19 protein-coding genes are annotated in these 16736 nt (G+C 64.6%); all 19 read right to left on the bottom strand.

Annotated elements, in window-relative coordinates; genetic code table 11:
• Positions 1-5: 5 nt before the first annotated feature.
• Positions 6-2027 (bottom strand): NADH-quinone oxidoreductase subunit NuoG, encoded by a 2022-nt coding sequence (gene nuoG, locus D9R08_RS04755; RefSeq protein WP_121896900.1) that lies wholly within the window; start codon positions 2025-2027, stop codon positions 6-8.
• Positions 2028-2092: 65 nt separating this feature from the next.
• Positions 2093-2524, bottom strand: coding sequence for a DUF5333 domain-containing protein (locus D9R08_RS04750; protein WP_147450616.1), 432 nt, complete (start codon positions 2522-2524; stop codon positions 2093-2095).
• Positions 2525-2631: 107 nt separating this feature from the next.
• On the bottom strand, positions 2632-3006 hold the full coding sequence (locus D9R08_RS04745) for a hypothetical protein (RefSeq protein WP_121896898.1): 375 nt from the start codon (positions 3004-3006) through the stop codon (positions 2632-2634).
• Complete coding sequence (locus tag D9R08_RS04740) at positions 3003-3500, bottom strand: DUF3291 domain-containing protein (protein ID WP_233557266.1); 498 nt, start codon at positions 3498-3500, stop codon at positions 3003-3005. Before D9R08_RS04740 ends, D9R08_RS04745 begins: the two co-directional genes overlap by 4 nt.
• Positions 3497-3751, bottom strand: coding sequence for a hypothetical protein (locus D9R08_RS19370; RefSeq protein ID WP_233557264.1), 255 nt, complete (start codon positions 3749-3751; stop codon positions 3497-3499). The genes D9R08_RS04740 and D9R08_RS19370 overlap by 4 nt, the downstream gene beginning before the upstream one ends.
• A 248-nt stretch (positions 3752-3999) precedes the next feature.
• On the bottom strand, positions 4000-5289 hold the full coding sequence (gene nuoF / locus D9R08_RS04735) for an NADH-quinone oxidoreductase subunit NuoF (protein WP_121896896.1): 1290 nt from the start codon (positions 5287-5289) through the stop codon (positions 4000-4002).
• A gap of 32 nt (positions 5290-5321) precedes the next feature.
• The gene (locus D9R08_RS04730) at positions 5322-5543 is read right to left on the bottom strand and encodes a DUF5337 domain-containing protein (RefSeq protein ID WP_121897255.1); all 222 of its coding nucleotides are present in this window, start codon (positions 5541-5543) and stop codon (positions 5322-5324) included.
• A 125-nt stretch (positions 5544-5668) separates the two neighbouring features.
• Positions 5669-6337 carry an NADH:ubiquinone oxidoreductase gene (locus tag D9R08_RS19365; protein WP_233557262.1) on the bottom strand — a complete coding sequence of 223 codons (669 nt, stop codon included), beginning with the start codon at positions 6335-6337 and terminating at the stop codon, positions 5669-5671.
• Positions 6338-6410: 73 nt separating this feature from the next.
• Positions 6411-7541 carry an NADH-quinone oxidoreductase subunit E gene (locus D9R08_RS04720; RefSeq protein ID WP_121896895.1) on the bottom strand — a complete coding sequence of 377 codons (1131 nt, stop codon included), beginning with the start codon at positions 7539-7541 and terminating at the stop codon, positions 6411-6413.
• 96 nt (positions 7542-7637) lie between these two features.
• Positions 7638-8864 carry an NADH-quinone oxidoreductase subunit D gene (locus D9R08_RS04715; RefSeq protein ID WP_121897254.1) on the bottom strand — a complete coding sequence of 409 codons (1227 nt, stop codon included), beginning with the start codon at positions 8862-8864 and terminating at the stop codon, positions 7638-7640.
• Entirely contained in the window at positions 8864-9730 is an 867-nt protein-coding gene (locus D9R08_RS04710; RefSeq protein ID WP_121896894.1) for a sulfotransferase family protein, read from the bottom strand. The genes D9R08_RS04715 and D9R08_RS04710 overlap by 1 nt, the downstream gene beginning before the upstream one ends.
• A 3-nt stretch (positions 9731-9733) precedes the next feature.
• The gene (locus D9R08_RS04705) at positions 9734-10348 is read right to left on the bottom strand and encodes an NADH-quinone oxidoreductase subunit C (protein ID WP_121896893.1); all 615 of its coding nucleotides are present in this window, start codon (positions 10346-10348) and stop codon (positions 9734-9736) included.
• 25 nt (positions 10349-10373) lie between these two features.
• On the bottom strand, positions 10374-10898 hold the full coding sequence (locus tag D9R08_RS04700; RefSeq protein WP_199709277.1) for a NuoB/complex I 20 kDa subunit family protein: 525 nt from the start codon (positions 10896-10898) through the stop codon (positions 10374-10376).
• Entirely contained in the window at positions 10898-11263 is a 366-nt protein-coding gene (locus D9R08_RS04695) for an NADH-quinone oxidoreductase subunit A (RefSeq protein ID WP_121896891.1), read from the bottom strand. Before D9R08_RS04695 ends, D9R08_RS04700 begins: the two co-directional genes overlap by 1 nt.
• A 268-nt stretch (positions 11264-11531) precedes the next feature.
• Positions 11532-12038 (bottom strand): hypothetical protein, encoded by a 507-nt coding sequence (locus tag D9R08_RS04690; protein ID WP_121896890.1) that lies wholly within the window; start codon positions 12036-12038, stop codon positions 11532-11534.
• Between the two features lie 271 nt (positions 12039-12309).
• Positions 12310-13872: an AMP-binding protein gene (locus tag D9R08_RS04685; protein ID WP_121896889.1), complete on the bottom strand. Its 1563-nt coding sequence runs from the start codon at positions 13870-13872 to the stop codon at positions 12310-12312.
• Between the two features lie 79 nt (positions 13873-13951).
• Positions 13952-14929: an NADPH:quinone reductase gene (locus tag D9R08_RS04680; RefSeq protein ID WP_121896888.1), complete on the bottom strand. Its 978-nt coding sequence runs from the start codon at positions 14927-14929 to the stop codon at positions 13952-13954.
• Between the two features lie 141 nt (positions 14930-15070).
• Positions 15071-15856 carry a crotonase/enoyl-CoA hydratase family protein gene (locus D9R08_RS04675; protein ID WP_121896887.1) on the bottom strand — a complete coding sequence of 262 codons (786 nt, stop codon included), beginning with the start codon at positions 15854-15856 and terminating at the stop codon, positions 15071-15073.
• Positions 15853-16713, bottom strand: a complete 861-nt coding sequence (locus D9R08_RS04670) for a hydroxymethylglutaryl-CoA lyase (RefSeq protein ID WP_121896886.1) — start codon at positions 16711-16713, stop codon at positions 15853-15855. The genes D9R08_RS04675 and D9R08_RS04670 overlap by 4 nt, the downstream gene beginning before the upstream one ends.
• Between the last annotated feature and the right edge of the window lie 23 nt (positions 16714-16736).

Below are 16736 nucleotides of genomic sequence, written 5' to 3'. Positions count from 1 at the left end.
GCGCCTTACTCCGCCGCGATGGGTGTGGCGCGGCGGGCCTTCGCATTGGCGCTCAGCTCCGCCATGAGCTGGCTGGCCCGCGTGATCGGGTTGGTGAGGTAATGATCGGCGATCGCGTTGCGGAAATCGCCATCATCCGGCTCCGCCGCATCCAGCGGCTGCCAGTCGTTTTCCGGCACCTCGTCGATGGTTGCAAGCTGCGGCACCTCGGCGACCATCGCTTGACGCAGCGCCGCAAGGCTGTCATAGGGCAGGGTCGCGCCGATTTCCGCCGACAGAGCGCGCAGGATGGCCCAGTTCTCCTTGGCCTCGCCGGGCGCGAACCCGGCGCGCAGCGCCAGTTGCGGGCGGCCCTCGGTGTTCACGAACAGCCCCTGCTCCTCGGTATAGGCCGCGGCGGGCAGGATCACGTCGGCGCGGTGCGCGCCCCGGTCCCCATGGCTGCCCTGATAGATGACGAACGGACCTTCTGGCAGTTCGATCTCGTCGGCCCCCAGATTATAGACCACGTCGGCCCCTTCAAGGGCGGCGTCTATTCCTCCGTCGGTCACGGCGCCTGCATCCATCGCGCCCACGCGGGAAGCCGCCGTGTGCAGGATCAGAAGCTTCGATTGCGCCGCTTCGGCCAGCCGCATCGCCGTGGCCAGAACCGCCGCGCCATCGGAACGCCGCAGCGCGCTCTGCCCCACGATCACCACGCCCGGCACGCCATGCTTGTCGGAATGATCCATCGCCGCCAGTTTCACCAGCGCCGCGCCACCGGTTCCCAGATGGGTCACGTCATAGGTCAGATCGACCGCTTCACCGATCAGGCCGACCTGTGCGCCGCGCAGCCATGCCTTGCGGATCCGCGCGTTCAAAACCGGCGCCTCTGCCCGGGGGTTCGTCCCGATCAGCAGAATCGATGTCGCGTCGTCGATATCCTCGATGGATGCCGTCCCCACATAAGCGGAGCGGTTGCCGGCAGGCAGTTTCGCGCCATCGGTGCGACATTCGACCGATCCGCCCTGCCCTTCGATCAGCTGTTTCAGCCCATAGGCCGCCTCGGTCGGGGCCAGATCGCCCACCAGACCGGCCACCTTGGATGCACCCGTGATCGCCGCCGCCGTCTTTGCAAGCGCCTCGCCCCAGGATGCCGGGCGCAATCTGCCGTTTTCGCGGATATAGGGCTTGTCGAGCCGTTGCCTCCGCAGCCCGTCCCAGACGTAGCGCGACTTGTCGCTCAGCCATTCCTCGTTCACGCCATCATGGTTGCGTGGCAGGATGCGCATGACCTCCCGGCCCTTGGTATCCACGCGGATATTGCTGCCAAGGGCATCCATCACGTCGATGGATTCGGTCTTGGTCAGCTCCCAAGGCCGGGCAGTGAATGCGTAAGGCTTGGATGTCAGCGCACCGACCGGGCACAGATCGACGATATTGCCCTGCATCTCGCTGTCGAGCGTCGCGCCGAGATAGCTGGTGATCTCGCTGTCCTCGCCGCGACCGGTCTGGCCCAGCTCGGGAATGCCCGCGACTTCGGTGATGAACCGCACGCAGCGCGTGCAGGAAATGCAGCGCGTCATATGGGTGCCCACCAGCGGCCCCAGATCCATGTTGTCCACGGCCCGCTTCGGCTCCCGGTAGCGGGAGAAATCCACACCATAGGCCATAGCCTGATCCTGAAGGTCGCACTCGCCGCCCTGATCGCAGATCGGGCAATCCAGCGGGTGGTTGATCAGCAGGAACTCCATCACCCCTTCGCGAGCCTTCTTGACCATGGGAGAGTTCGTCTTGATGACCGGCGGCTGCCCCTCGGGTCCGGGGCGCAGATCCCTCACCTGCATGGCGCAGGAGGCGGCGGGTTTCGGCGGCCCGCCCACGACCTCCACCAGACACATCCGGCAATTGCCGGCAATCGACAGGCGTTCGTGATAGCAAAATCGTGGAATCTCGATATCGGCCTGCTCACAGGCCTGGATCAGCGTCATCGCCGGATCCACATCGATTTCCTTGCCGTCAATGACGATCGTGCGCAGGTCGCTCATATATGCGGTCCTTCACTGGTCCAAGGCGGGTCTGATCCGCCCCGGCGGTGTCCGTTTGACCGCTTCTACCCCTCTCTGAGCAATCTGCCAATTGTAGAACCGGCGGAAATTTCGTCGCGCCCCACCTGACAGATGGTTTCGGGCGCGGCCTCTGATGCGCCGCGTTGTTCGAGCCATCGCCGGGCCAGGGCCCGCACCCGCTCCTTTTCGGCGTCATCATCAATATAGGCGGCAATCTCGCTACGGGAATAGCCAAGCGAAATGGCGCGATTGAACAACGGGATCGCCGCCAGCCGCGCAGGCCCCCGACGCCGCTCGATATCGGCGCAATTGTCCTCGATCATCCGCCCGATTGCGGCCACCAGCACGCCGTTGGCGATCTCGGGATCGTCGCGCAGCACCTGCCAGCGATCCGCCTGCGCCATCGCAACCGTCGTCAGCACGCCGAAGCCTGCCACCAGTATGCAACCCGCCAGCACTCTCGCATAATGTCTCATGTCTTGTTCCTGTTCAGACTTGGTCCGCCTCGGTGTCGGATCTGGACCGATCGGGCTCTGATATTCAATAACAGCCCGTTTGCATGGGTGGTTTCCCGCCGGAACAGCTAGTCTGCGGGACCCTCGGAACAGGGGGCCGCGCTCCAGGTCGAACTTCCATCCAGGCGTCCGCGATAGGAAAAATCGGCAATGGGCACCACCTGACCACGCTGGCCGCAATAGATGGTCAGCGCCTCAAGCGCCGCCTCGCGCGCGTCAAGCGGCAGACCGCTGCCATCGGGTCGGGTCACCACCAGCGCGCCGAACTCCGGAAAGGGCTGGATCGCCCCGCCCGCCGGCGCATCCGGCACCGGCTGATAGCGCGTCATGTCGGGATCCGGGCGAACCAGCAGCGACCCGGCCGATGTCTCTACCGCGACGCCTGTGTCAGCTGTGCAGGCGGACAAGGAGAGCAGTGCCGCCAGCAGCGCCCGCTTTTTCATTCCGCAGCCGCCGGGCTGCAGGCATGGCGCTTCCACAGCTCCGCTTCCTCCAGCCACGCCCAGTCAAAGGCATGGCTGCCGGCCCCATGGCTGCGCAGATGCTCCAGCCGCGCCAGCGCCTCCGACAATGTCGGACGGTGGCCGATGGGCACCCACCACATCACGAAATGCATCTCCCCCAGAACCTCGAACCAGTCCTGCCGGCGTTCGTAGAACCGCCGGTGCACGGTGTTCCAGACGAAATCTTCCAGGGTTTCAACACTTTCCCAGACCGTCAGGTTGGCGATATAGCGCGGATCACCGCCAATGGCGGCATCCGTATTCCCCGGCCCGCCCGACCCTTCCATCATCCAGACAAATCCAGGCATGCGTTTGCCCATCCCGTTGATCCGGTCGACATTGTCGATGAATTCGGCGACGCGCGGGTCGTCCACCGGTGCCAGCAACCGGCCGACATTCAGCTCCGCCAGATGATGCCCCTCCGGCGCGCTCACAACCTGACGCCCCAGAAGGCGACGATCATGTAGATCGTAAGACCGATCAACAGGATCGACAGGATCGCGTAAAAGGCGGTTTCCATGCGTTCCGGCGTGTTGAGCATCATCGCCACAAGCGAGGCCACCATCGCCCCCAGCACCACACCCAGGATCGACCCGCCAATCCCCCATGTGTAGCCCAGGATCATTCCGGCCACGCAGCAGCCAAGAAAAATCACCGTCAATCCAATGCGATAGACGCTTGTCATGTCTTTGCCCCTTTTTTATGCCCCACGACCCGGCTGCGGGAGAGGTCCCCGCACAGATCTTCGTTTCTTGATTGGCGGGAATGCTAGGAAAAGGGCGCGTTTTCAGCAAGAAAAAGCGCAAGTCCCGCGGGGATTAGACGGGTCACCTGTGACGCAGATGCCGCGCCCCAGAACTATGGAACGCCAGTGCACGCCCTGCCGCGAAGGCACCGGGGGATGTCGGCTTACCAGGACAGTGCGGAGCGCGGTCACTCCGCCGCGATTGCGCCGCCGCGTTTATGCCTGATCCGGTCTTCGATCTCGTCCCGGAAATGGCGGATCAGGCCCTGGATCGGCCAGGCCGCGGCGTCGCCGAGCGCGCAGATCGTGTGACCTTCGACCTGCTTGGTGACATCGAGCAGCATGTCGATCTCCTCGACCTCCGCCTCGCCCTTCACCAGCCGGTCCATCACCCGCATCATCCAGCCGGTGCCTTCGCGGCAGGGCGTGCACTGGCCGCAACTTTCATGCTTGTAGAACTTCGACAGCCGCCAGATCGCCTTGATGATGTCGGTGGAGTTGTCCATCACGATCACCGCGGCGGTGCCAAGGCCAGAGCGTTGTTCGCGCAGCCAGTCGAAATCCATGATCGCGTCCTTGCGCATCACCTCACCGGGCAGGCACGGCACGGAGGAGCCGCCCGGGATCACCGCCTTGAGATTGTCCCATCCGCCGCGGATGCCGCCGCAATGGCGGTCGATCAACTCGTCGAACGGGATCGACATCTCTTCCTCGACGACGCAAGGGTTGTTCACGTGGCCCGAGATGGCGAAAAGCTTGGTGCCCGCGTTGTTCGGGCGGCCGAAACCCGCGAACCAATCCGCACCCCGGCGCAGAATCGTCGGCACCACGGCGATGGATTCCACATTGTTCACCGTGGTCGGGCAGCCGTAAAGCCCGGCACCGGCCGGAAATGGCGGCTTCATCCGCGGCATGCCCTTCTTGCCCTCAAGGCTTTCCAGAAGCGCGGTTTCCTCACCGCAGATATAGGCCCCCGCCCCATGGGCGAGATAAAGGTCGAAATCCCATCCCGACCCGGCGGCGTTCTTGCCGAGCAGGCCGTTGTCGTAGCACTCGTCGATTGCGGCCTGCAGCGCCTCGCGCTCGCGGATGTATTCGCCGCGGATATAGATGTAGCTGACATGCGCATTCATCGCGAAAGACGCAATCAGGCAGCCCTCGATCAGGGTGTGGGGGTCGTTGCGCATGATTTCCCGGTCCTTGCAGGTCCCGGGTTCGGATTCGTCCGCATTCACAACCAGATATGACGGGCGCCCGTCGCTTTCCTTGGGCATGAACGACCATTTCAGGCCGGTTGGAAAGCCCGCCCCGCCCCGGCCGCGCAGACCGGAGGCTTTCATGGTCTCGACGATGCTGTCCCGGCCCCGCTGAATAAGCTTGTCGGTGCCGTCCCAATGGCCCCGCGCCTTGGCCCCTGCAAGGGTCCGGTCATGCATCCCGTAGAGATTGGTGAAAATCCGGTCTTTGTCCTGCAACATGTCTCAACCCTTACCGTTCAGCGGCGCGAGGCCTAGCCGCGCCGCGATTTCCACACCTGATACGTCACAAAAAGCGCCCAGACCAGTGCCGCGATTGCCGCAAGGTCGAACAGAAACACATAGCGCACCGGCAAACCCAACTGGCCGCCCAGAAACTGCGCGCCCATCCAGAGAACCATGGTGGCGGCCATGACGATCGCTGCCAGCCTGATCTGGCCGACACGCTGCCGCTCCTTGTCGCGTTGATCTGTCATCCTGCCTGCCAGAAGCCCGGGTGCCATCCGCACCAAGCGTAAAGATAGGGTTTCGCGCCGGGGGCGCAATGAGACGCGCCCGCCGAAGCCTCATGGGAGCACACCAAAGGCGCCGCCCTTACCGCTCAGTAGACATCCCCGCCATCGACCCTGCGGGAAAAATCCGTGTCCCCGCCGGCCGCCAGCAGCCTGGCCTGATCCACCCAGTTGTCGCGGCTGACCCGGCCCTTGAAGCCCTGCAGATTCTCGTCGACCCAGGCGATCTCATGGGCGCTCCAGCCCGCGATCTGGTCGAAATGGTAATATCCCATGGAATGCAGAAGCCGCTCAAGCTTCGGGCCGACGCCCTTTATCCTCTTCAGGTCGTCGGCGCCGCCCTCGCGCGGGCCATCCAGTCCGGCGGGGCGTGTGCCCTCGCCTGCCGAAACGGGCGCGGGCACCACCGGGTCGGAAACGGGCGCGGCCGGAGCCGGTTCCGCCGCGGGCGCCGGTGCAGGTGCTTCCGCCTGAGGGGCCGCCGCCGCGGGTGAAGAGGCCGCCGCGGGCCGTGCCGGGGCCGCAGGCCGCGCCGTGGATCCAGCGGTTCCGACGCGCACCGGCCCCGAGGATTTGCCACACAGGAACACCGCGAAAAACGTGCCCAGAACGCCGGCCAGAACCACCGCCGCGAACAGCGCCTGCCCTCCCGTCCAGTCGCCGAGGATAATCAACATCGCAGCGCCGAGCGCCCCGATTGCACCACCGATCACATAGCTGAAGACCATGCAGGTCAAACTACCGCTCTCAGAGTTCATCCCATCACTCCCCATTCCGTCCGATCGTCCGTGAATTGATCACAGTCTTATCGCAGGAGTTTTGAAATGTCTTCTATCCAGATGCAAGCTTGCGGGCCTGTGTGACCCAGTCGTCGCGCTCGATCCGGCCCTTGAAGGTCAGCCGCGCATCGACCCAGGCGATCTCCGCCGGGGTCCATGCGGCGATCTGGTCGAAATGCCAGAACCCCAGGTCGTTGAGCAGCGTCTCCAGCTTCGGGCCGACGCCGGTGATCTTTTTGAGATCGTCGGCCCCGCCCTGCCGGGGCGCGCTCAGCGTCTCCGGCGCGCGCTCCTCGATGTCTCCGGCGGCATCGCCTGCGGCGGACCGGGTCACCGCAGGGTCGGTCTTGGCGCTCGGTTTCGCCTTGGTCTTCGCCGGCGCTTCCTGCTTGGTGGTGCCGGTTTCATCCACCGGGCGGCCCTTGGACCGGTTGGCGGGCCGGGCCGGCGCCGGGGCCTCCAGAACATCGCCGGACTGGCGGCCCCAATTGGCCACCAGAGGCACCTCGGTCCCGTCGATGCGTTTAATCGTGTCGCCGATATCGGTGGCCAGCCGGGCCGAGACATTCAGACTGTCGCGCCCCGCCTCATACTCCTTCAGCGAGGTCAGGCCAGAGGCGGGTTCCGACGCGTAGCGCCCGTTCTGCGGGCCCGGCGTGGGTACCCTGCCCGCGGCCATCTCGTCGATGATCTCGCCCAGTCGCGCGGCTGTCAGATCCTCGTAATAATCCTTGCCGATCTGCGCCATCGGCGCATTGGCGCAGGACCCGAGGCATTCCACCTCTTCCCAGGAAAACTTGCCATCGGCAGAGAGTTGATGCGCACGCTTGGCGATCTTTTCCTGACAGACGCCGATCAGATCTTCCGCGCCGCAGATCATGCAGGACGTGGTGCCGCAAACCTGGATATGCGCGACCGAGCCCACGGGCTGCAACTGGAACATGAAATAGAAGGTTGCAACCTCCAGACCCCGGATATGGGCAAGACCCAGCATATCGCAGACATGTTCGATGGCAGGACGGGTCAGCCACCCCTCCTGCTCCTGCGCGCGCCACAAAAGCGGGATGATCGCGCTGGCCTGCCGGCCTTCGGGATATTTGGTGATCTGCGCCTCGGCCCAGGCCTGGTTGGCAGGGGTGAAGGCGAAGCTGTCGGGTTGTTCGGGATGAAGGCGGCGTAGCATGTCAGGCCTGATCCTTATGCGTCTGGCCGAAGGGCGCGTGGCACGGGCGGGAACCTCCGGCGGGGATATTTTTGAAGCAGAGAAGCATGGGGCCGACTATCGGTCCACCTCGCCGAACACGATGTCGAGCGAACCGAGAATGGCCGAGACATCGGCCAGCTGGTGCCCCTTGCAGAGGTAATCCATCGCCTGAAGATGCGGGTAGCCCGGCGCGCGCAGTTTGGCGCGGTAGGGCTTGTTGGTGCCATCCGCCACCAGATAAACGCCGAATTCGCCCTTCGGCGCCTCCACCGCGGCATAGATCTCGCCCTCTGGCACGTGGAAGCCTTCGGTGTAGAGCTTGAAGTGATGGATCAGCGCTTCCATCGAGGTTTTCATGTCGGCGCGGGTGGGCGGGGTCAACTTGCCGCGCGCCATGATTTCTCCGGGCTCGTTGCGCAGCTTCTCGCAGGCCTGATGGATGATCTTGATCGATTCCCGCATCTCCGCCATCCGGCACAGGTAGCGATCATAGCAATCGCCGTTCTTGCCAACGGGGATCTTGAACTCGAACTCGTCATAGCACTCATAAGGCTGCGCGCGGCGCAGATCCCAGGCCAGGCCCGAACCACGGACCATCACGCCGGAAAACGCCCAGTTCTGGATATCCTCTTCTGTCACGACACCGATATCGGCGTTGCGCTGCTTGAAAATCCGGTTCTCGGTCAGCAGCCCGTCGATATCGTCAAGCACCTTGGGAAACTCATGCGCCCAGGTGTCGATATCCTCCACCAGTTCAGGAGGCAGATCCTGATGCACGCCGCCGGGCCGGAAATAGGCCGCGTGAAGCCGCGCGCCGCTGGCCCGCTCGTAGAAGATCATCAGCTTTTCGCGTTCCTCGAAACCCCAGAGCGGCGGGGTCAGCGCGCCCACATCGAGCGCTTGGGTCGTCACGTTCAGCAGGTGGTTCAGGATGCGGCCGATCTCGCAGTAAAGCACACGGATCAACTGCGCCCGGCGCGGCACCTCGGTCTTTGTCAGCCGCTCGATCGCCAGGCACCAGGCGTGTTCCTGATTCATCGTGCCGACATAATCCAGCCGGTCGAAATAGGGCAGGTTCTGCAGATACGTCCGGCTTTCCATCAGCTTTTCGGTGCCGCGATGGAGCAGCCCGATATGCGGGTCGCAGCGCTCGCAGATCTCGCCATCCAGTTCCAGCACCAGACGCAGCACACCATGGGCCGCCGGGTGCTGCGGGCCGAAATTGATGTTGAAGTTGCGGATCTGCTGTTCGCCGGTCAGCGCGTCTTCATAGCCGCGCCCCGTCTCATTGCCGCCGTCCATCATGCCAGCGCCTCCATATGTTCGGTCCATCGCCGGGGCAAAGGCCCGCAGCGCGCCGCCACGGCGGCATATTGAGGAGCAAGCCACGCCAATGCGCGGCGTCTCTGCCCCTCGGTCATCTTCAGATCGGTGCCCGGAAGCACCCGAACCCCGGTTTGCGCGGGCCGGGGCGCGATGCCCAGAAACCCGCACAGCGCCGCGATCGTCTCGCGGTCGAAAAGGGTCTCGTAAAAGCCCAGAAACAGGTTCGCCGGGTTCAGTGCGCGCGCGGTCCGCTGCAATGTCGTCGCGTAGTCGCTGCGCAGGGCCGCCGCCTCGTCGCGCCCGTCCAGAACCTGATCCAGCCGCGCGCCCGCATTCGCGGCGAAATCGCCGGCGTCACGCGCCGCGACCATCCGGACATTGGACCACAGCCGGTCCAGCGGGTCGCGCATCAGAAACACGAACCGCGCCACGGGTCCCAGACGCTCCATCCGGCGCAGGCTGTCTTCGCCAAGCGTTCCATAGGCCGGCGTGATATCGCCGGTGAGTTTCACCGCCCCGGTGCCGCGCAGGAAATCCACATAGGCCGTGTCCCGTCCGCGGGTTTTCAGGACATCGATCCAGGCATCATATGCGCGGATTTCCCGTTTCAGCCGCCGGTCCTGACCGGCATCGCCGGTCGGCAAGCGATCCGCGCGGCGCGCGCGTTCCCGGTCCATCCGGGTCACCTGCCGCGCCCATTTCCCGGTCTCGCAGGTGTCGAACCAGTGCAGTTCCTTCACCGCTGGCATCGCCACATCCGGGTGCTGCGCCAGATAGCGGTAAAGCCAGGTCGTGCCCGCCTTCGCCGCGCCCAGCCCGAACATGATCGCCGTTTCCGCCACGGATCAGCCTTTCGCCTCTTCGGATTTCTCGTCCCCGGGCAGGATGTATTCCGCACCCTCCCACGGGCTCATGAAATCGAACTGCCGGTATTCCTGCACCAGATTGACCGGCTCGTAGACCACGCGCTTGAGTTTCTCGTCATAGCGCACTTCGGTATAGCCGGTGGTCGGGAAATCCTTGCGCAGGGGGTGCCCGCGAAACCCGTAATCGGTGAGGATCCGGCGCAGATCGGGATGGCCGGAAAACAGGATGCCGAACATGTCGAACACTTCGCGCTCATACCAGTTCGCCGACGGGTGCACAGATGTGATCGACGGCACGATCTGGTCCGCGCGGACATGGGCGCGGATGCGGATACGGTGGTTCTGGTACATCGACAGGAAATGCCACACCAGATCGAAGCGCTTGTCCCGGGTCGGGTAATCCACCGCCGTGATGTCGATCAGCGTCGAAAACCCGCAACTCCGGTCGTTCTTCAGGAACTCGACGAAGCTTTCGACCTCTGTCGCGGTAATCTCCACCGTCAGTTCGCCAAAGGCGATATCGGCGCCGATGACCGCGTCGGCCTGTTTCTCGGCAATATGATCGGCCAGTTCGCGCAGGGCGTCGTCGCTCATGCTGTTCTCTCTCTTCGCAGGCGGCTTAGCGCGTTATGGTGCCGGTGCGGCGGATTTTCCGCTGCAACTGCAGGATGCCGTAGAGCAGCGCCTCGGCCGTCGGCGGGCAGCCGGGCACGTAGATATCGACGGGCACGATCCGGTCGCAGCCGCGCACCACGGAATAGCTGTAGTGATAATAGCCGCCGCCATTGGCGCAGGAGCCCATCGAGATCACGTAGCGCGGTTCGGGCATCTGGTCGTACACCTTCCGCAGCGCGGGCGCCATCTTGTTGGTCAGCGTGCCGGCCACGATCATCACGTCGGATTGCCGGGGCGACGCGCGCGGTGCGATGCCGAACCGTTCCGCGTCGTAGCGCGGCATCGAGGTATGCATCATCTCCACCGCGCAACAGGCGAGCCCGAAGGTCATCCAGTGCAGCGAGCCGGTGCGCGCCCAGTTGATGATATCCTCGGTCGAGGTCAGCAGGAATCCCTTGTCCTGCAACTCTCGGTTCAGATCCTGGGTGGCGACCTCGCGGTCGGCGCCCGCGGTGTTCGCGCCGGTCATCACTCCCATTCCAACGCTCCCTTTTTCCACTCATAGGCAAAGCCGATGGTCAAAACGGCGAGGAACACCATCATCGACCAGAAGCCGACCATCGAGATTTCGGAAAACGACACTGCCCACGGGAACAGGAACGCGACTTCCAGATCGAAAATGATGAACAGGATCGCCACAAGGTAGAACCGCACGTCGAATTTCATCCGCGCATCGTCGAACGCGTTGAACCCGCATTCGTAGGCGCTGACCTTTTCCGGGTCCGGGTTGCGAACGGCCAGCACCACGGCGGCCAGGATCAGGGCAATCCCCAGCCCAATGGCCAGAGCCATGAAAATCAGGATCGGGGCGTAGTCTCTGAGCAGGTCTTCCACCTGAGGTCTCCTTGGCGGTTCCGCATGCCTAAGGACCGTCGGTCCGGTCTGCGACACGTCTATCTGCGGGCGCGGGGCCGGTCAACCGGAGGACGTGCGGCAAAGGCGCGTCTTTGCGTCAGCCGCGCGGTCCCCCCAACACCATATGATAGGCGCGATCGCGGCCCCTGCAAGGCTGGTCGGGTGCGCGCGACAACCGCCCCAGTCGGAGCATCCGGCATCCTGGAGTGGCCGGAAAGCGAAATCGCGCGGCTCGCGACCGGGCAAGTCACCTATCCCTCCGACCGTTCGCAAGCCTTCTGGCCTTATCAACAAGCATCAGGGCGACGATCAATATCCAGATAAGCCCATAGAGCAGAACCAGGGCGAGGTAGAAACCCGGGCCGCCTGTGGGCTCCGACACCCCCAGAATCGTGATCACGCAAATGAGAATGACGACCGGGGTGAAGATCATGCAGCTTGCGTCGAACGTGTCGCTCAGGATGAAGCGGCAAACCCGCTGAAAGCTAGGACACCGCGGCTGTCTCAGATCGGCCGCGTATCTCCTCAGATCGGAGATCGTGCTCTCCCAATCCCAGAGTGCGAATATCAATGAGATGATGGCCAGCCTGATCAACAAGTGGACATATGCGAATTGCCCCTGCTTGGGCGTATCAAGGCCCACAATCATCATCACGCTGTTGATGACGGTCACGATGGCGAATGCCGTGCAGATCTCTCCCAGAACCCCCTGACCGTTGAAAATCCAGCGATATATCTGCTTCAGCTTCTGCATGGCACATCACACTCAACCGGGTTCGAACCAGATATGCCCAATCCACCGGCCGGACACGCAAGCCTTTTGCGCTCGGGGGCCGCGTTCATGCCCGCGCCCGGTTCAGGGTCTGGAACTCTTCGACCATCGAAGATAATCCCGCAGGATGCGCCCGTCGAGGCTCGGATAGAGGCTGCGGCAGGCAAAGTGCGACCCAAGCCTATGCCGTGACGCGGATGGAAACGGCCGCCAGCGGCTCGCGCTGCACAATGACGGCGCGCAGACTTCGGGTTCACTCCGCGCGCAGCTCGTCCCGCAGGAACCGCCGCAGGATCTTGCCCGAGGCGGATTTCGGCACACTGTCCACGAAGCGGACCTCTGCGGGGTGCTTGTAATGGGACAGACAGCCCTCCAGATGCGCCATCACCGCATCTCCGTCCAGCTCCGCGTCCGGCGCGGCGACCACGAAGGCAATCGGCAGCTCTCCTGCCTCATCATCGGGTTTGCCCACCACGGCGGCGTCGATGATCTTTTCATGGGCGATCAATGCGGCCTCCACCTCGGCCGGGGCCACCGCGAAGCCCTTGTACTTGATCAGCTCCTTCAGCCGGTCGCGAATGAACATGTACCCGTCGCCGTCGATCACCGCCAGGTCGCCGGTTTTCAGCCATCCATCCTCGGTCAGGGTTGCCGCCGTCGCCTCGGCATTGTTCAGATAGCCCATCATCACCTGCGGGCCCCGCACCCAAAGCTCCCCTTCCTGATCCGGGCCCAGATTCCGGCCCGTTTCCGGCTCCACGATACGGCATTCGGTGTTTGGCACCGCCTGGCCGGAGGAACCGTGCCGGGGCTTGCCGCGATAGGTGGAGTGGCTCACCGGGCTCATCTCGGTCATCCCGTAGCCCTGGATCGATTCCGCACCCAACCGCTCCCCCACGGCAATCTCGACCTCGGCGCTCAGCGGGGCCGCGCCCGAAAATATGAACCGAACCGACGACATGTCGTATTGCGCCACCATTGGATGCTTGGCCAGCGCCAGCGCCACCGGCGGCACGATGTAAAGCCGGCTGACCGCGTGGGTCTGGATCAGATGCAGGAACTGTTCAAGATCAAATCGCGGCATGGTGACCAGCCGCCCTTCCTGCCCCAGAACGAGGTTCATCAGAACGGTCATGCCGTAGATGTGGAAGAACGGCAGAAAGGCGATGACCGTTTCGCCACGCTCAATGCCCGTTGGCACGGCCAGCTGGTTCACGTTGGTCACGATGTTGCGATGGCTCAGCATCACGCCCTTGGGCCGCCCTGTGGTACCGCTTGAATAAGGCAGAACCACGGGAAAACTGTCGAGATCCACGCGCACCTGAGCTGCCTGTGGCGCGCCCATCAGATCATCCAGCGACAGCGCATCTTCCGCGCCGCCTCCGATCACCACCAGCTCCGTGACGGCCGTGCCCGTCATGCCCGCGCGGGCCAGATCGACCAGTGCCGGGATCGTCACCAGCATTGTCGCGCCGGCATCGTGCAACTGGTGCTGGATTTCGGGGGCCGTATAGGTGGGGTTCAGCGTGGTGATCGTACCGCCCGCAAAAGCCACACCGTGGAAAACCACCGCATATTCCGGGCAGTTCGGCGCAAGGATCGCAACCGTTCCGCCCGGCAAGACGCCGCGTGTCACGAGCCCGCCGGCAAGCGATCTGATCTGGTCGACGAGCGCAGCCGAGGTCAACGCCCGCCCTGTGGGCCCGTCGATGATCGCCACGTCTTCCGGGCGGTTCTCCAGCCCCTGGAACAAACGCTCGGTGATCGACATGTCACTCAGCGCGACCTCCGGATAGAGGCTCGGAAAAACGGTCATGGAATCCTCCCTGTCCGGCCCTCTTTGGCGGGGCCGATCGGGCAAGGCTAGCACAGGCGCGCGAAAACGGAAGCCGCGATCAGATCTCGATTACGACGGTGCCGAGCTTCTCGGCCGCTTCGACCATGCGGTGCGCCGCGGCGCAGTCTGCCAACGATCCGCCCGGCACGACAGCATGGCTGAGCGCGCCGGCCTCCAGCCATGTGGCCAGCTGCGCCTCCCCCCGGCGATGATCCGCAGGTGCCATCAGATAGCAGATCAGCATGTGCAGCCGCACGTTCTTGAACATGAACGGGTAGAATTCTAGCCGCGGCACCATCTCGCTGGCCGAGCCATAGGCGGCAATCACGCCGCCGGGCTTCACCAGCGCCAACGCCGTGGCCTGATTGGCGGCGAAATCCACCTCCACCACCCGGTCAACGCCTGCGCCATCGGTTAGGTCCATCACCGCGTCGGCCACATCCGTGTCGCGATAGTTGATCCAGGTCTCCGCCGTCGAATGCGCGCCCTTCTCTTCCGAAGAAACCGTGGCGATCACACGCGCGCCCGACAACGCCGCCATCTGACAGGCGTAGCGCCCGACGCTGCCCGCGCCGCCGGCCACCAAAACCGTTTTCCCGTCCACGGGCCCGTCCCCCAGCACGGCCATCCACGCAGTCATCGCAGGGATGCCGAAACACGCGCCTTCGGCCAGCGAGGTCCCGTCGGGCAGATGCACCGCCTGCGCGCTCGGCAGCGCGACGTACTCGGCTGCCGTGCCGAAGGCCCGTTGCCAGCCCGCATTCCATACCCAGACGCGCTCTCCCACGCGGGCCGAATCCACGCCATCGCCCACCGCCTCAATCACACCGGCGCCGTCGGAATGCGGTACTATCCTGGGAAAGGCCATGGTCGCGCCGGGTCTTGCGCCCGCACGCAACTTCACATCCGACGGATTGATGCCCGAAGCCCCAAGGCGGACCAGAACCTCGCCAGCGCCCGGTTCGGGCCGGGTCAGCGTGCCCATATGCAACACATCGCCCGCCGCCCCGAATGCTTCATACCAAACCGCCCGCATCCTATCACCCTTCCCTATTCGACACGCCATAAACGGTGTCATTTCAGCCCATCGGACATGCCCGACGCGGGCTCCCGGCTCCGCCCCCGCGCGAAGCGACGTAGACATTCCCGCCCCGAAAATCTCAGGTACTGCTTCCTGTTACTCCTCCACCCAATGGGGCTTCCGCTTCTCGAAAAAAGCGCCGATCCCTTCGGCGCTTTCCGCACTTTCCCAGCGCGCCACAAGCGCGTCCACCGTCATCGCAACCGCCGCCTCGCCCACGCCCGGGGCCAGACGCGCCACCAGCGCCTTGCCCTCGGCCACCGCGCCGGGGGCCGCGGACAGATAGGGCAGCACCTCCCGCTCCACCGCAGCATCAAGCTCCGGCTCGGGCACGGCGCGGGCCAGAAGGTCAAGCTCCACGGCCTCCTGCGCCCCGAAGATACGGCCGGAGAAAAACACCCGCCGTGCCTTGGCGGCCCCGATCCGCGCCACGACATAGGGCCCGATGGTCGCCGGGATCAGACCGAGCCGCACCTCGGTCAGCCCGAATTTGGCGGTCTCCACACCCACCGCCACATCACAGACCGACATCATCCCGACGCCGCCGCCGAAGGCCTGTCCCTGCACCCGCCCGATCAGCGGTTTCGCCATCCGGTCCAGCGCACCCAGCATATCGGCAAGCTTGCGCGCCTCGCGGCCCCGCGTGGCCCCGTCCGCGTCCATCTGCGCCTTCATCCAGCCGAGATCGCCCCCGGCGCAGAAACTGGCGCCGGCGCCGGTCAGAACCACCACGCGGACTGCCGGGTCGCGCCCCAACCGGCCCGCAGCTTCGGTCAGCTCGGCGATCATCCTTGCGTCCAACGCGTTGTGCTTGTCCGGGCGATTCAGAGTGATCTTCGCCACCCCGCGTGCATCCACGGCAATCTCGATCGTTTCCATCACGCCGCCTCCCGGCGCATCGCCCGCGCCATCCCGGCTGCCTGCGCCAGCACCCCGGCATCCAGCCCGGTCTCATAGCCCAGATCGGCCAGATGGCGCGCCACCGCTTCGGTCGCCACATTTCCTGCCGCGCCCGGCGCGTAGGGGCAGCCGCCCAGCCCCCCCACCGCCGCATCGAAAACCCGCAGGCCGAGGCTCAGGGAGGCGTCGATATTGTCCAGCGCGCGCCCGCGCGTGTCATGGTAATGCCCCGCCAGACGGCCCGCGGGCACAACATTGCGCACCGCCAGCAGCATCCGCGCGATGCTGTCAGGCGTCCCGTAGCCAAGGGTGTCGCCGAGGGAGATCTCGTAGCAGCCCATGGCAAAAAGCCGGTCGGCCACACGCGCGACCTGCCCCGGATCGACCGGGCCGTCATAGGGGCAGTCCGTCACACAGCTTACGTAGCCCCTGACCGGCAGATCGATATGCCGCGCGGCCTCCACCACGGGCCGGAACCGCTCCAGGCTCTCGTCGATGGTGGCGTTGATATTGGCCTTGGAAAACCCCTCCGAGGCGGATCCGAAAATCGCGATCTCATCGGCGCCCGCCGCCAGCGCCGCCTCGTAGCCGCGCATGTTCGGGGTCAGTGCCGCATAGCGGATCCCGTCGGCCCGCGCGATGCCCGCCAGAACCTCGGCGCTGTCGGCCATCTGCGGCACCCATTTGGGCGATACGAAGCTTGCCACCTCGATCCGCCGGAACCCGGCCTCGCTCAGCCGGTCGACCAGCGCGATCTTGTCAGCCACCGGGATCTCTCCCGCCTCGTTCTGCAAACCGTCCCGCGGCCCGACCTCGAAGATCTCGACATATTCGCTCACACCCCGCCCTCCTTCTCATGGTT

The sequence above is a fragment of the Rhodophyticola porphyridii genome (assembly GCF_003688285.1).
GTDB classification, from domain to species: domain Bacteria; phylum Pseudomonadota; class Alphaproteobacteria; order Rhodobacterales; family Rhodobacteraceae; genus Rhodophyticola; species Rhodophyticola porphyridii.
The sequence above is the reverse complement of the archived record's forward strand: the minus strand, read 5'-3'. Positions and strand labels throughout refer to the sequence as shown.

Coding starts and splice junctions, on each gene's coding strand:
- nuoG (WP_121896900.1), bottom strand. CDS start 2,027: ATGAGCGACCTGCGCACGATCGTCATTGACGGCAAGGAAATCGATGTG.
- D9R08_RS04750 (WP_147450616.1), bottom strand. CDS start 2,524: ATGAGACATTATGCGAGAGTGCTGGCGGGTTGCATACTGGTGGCAGGC.
- D9R08_RS04745 (WP_121896898.1), bottom strand. CDS start 3,006: ATGAAAAAGCGGGCGCTGCTGGCGGCACTGCTCTCCTTGTCCGCCTGC.
- D9R08_RS19370 (WP_233557264.1), bottom strand. CDS start 3,751: ATGACAAGCGTCTATCGCATTGGATTGACGGTGATTTTTCTTGGCTGC.
- nuoF (WP_121896896.1), bottom strand. CDS start 5,289: ATGTTGCAGGACAAAGACCGGATTTTCACCAATCTCTACGGGATGCAT.
- D9R08_RS04730 (WP_121897255.1), bottom strand. CDS start 5,543: ATGACAGATCAACGCGACAAGGAGCGGCAGCGTGTCGGCCAGATCAGG.
- D9R08_RS19365 (WP_233557262.1), bottom strand. CDS start 6,337: ATGAACTCTGAGAGCGGTAGTTTGACCTGCATGGTCTTCAGCTATGTG.
- D9R08_RS04720 (WP_121896895.1), bottom strand. CDS start 7,541: ATGCTACGCCGCCTTCATCCCGAACAACCCGACAGCTTCGCCTTCACC.
- D9R08_RS04715 (WP_121897254.1), bottom strand. CDS start 8,864: ATGGACGGCGGCAATGAGACGGGGCGCGGCTATGAAGACGCGCTGACC.
- D9R08_RS04705 (WP_121896893.1), bottom strand. CDS start 10,348: ATGAGCGACGACGCCCTGCGCGAACTGGCCGATCATATTGCCGAGAAA.
- D9R08_RS04700 (WP_199709277.1), bottom strand. CDS start 10,898: ATGACCGGCGCGAACACCGCGGGCGCCGACCGCGAGGTCGCCACCCAG.
- D9R08_RS04690 (WP_121896890.1), bottom strand. CDS start 12,038: ATGCAGAAGCTGAAGCAGATATATCGCTGGATTTTCAACGGTCAGGGG.
- D9R08_RS04685 (WP_121896889.1), bottom strand. CDS start 13,872: ATGACCGTTTTTCCGAGCCTCTATCCGGAGGTCGCGCTGAGTGACATG.
- D9R08_RS04680 (WP_121896888.1), bottom strand. CDS start 14,929: ATGCGGGCGGTTTGGTATGAAGCATTCGGGGCGGCGGGCGATGTGTTG.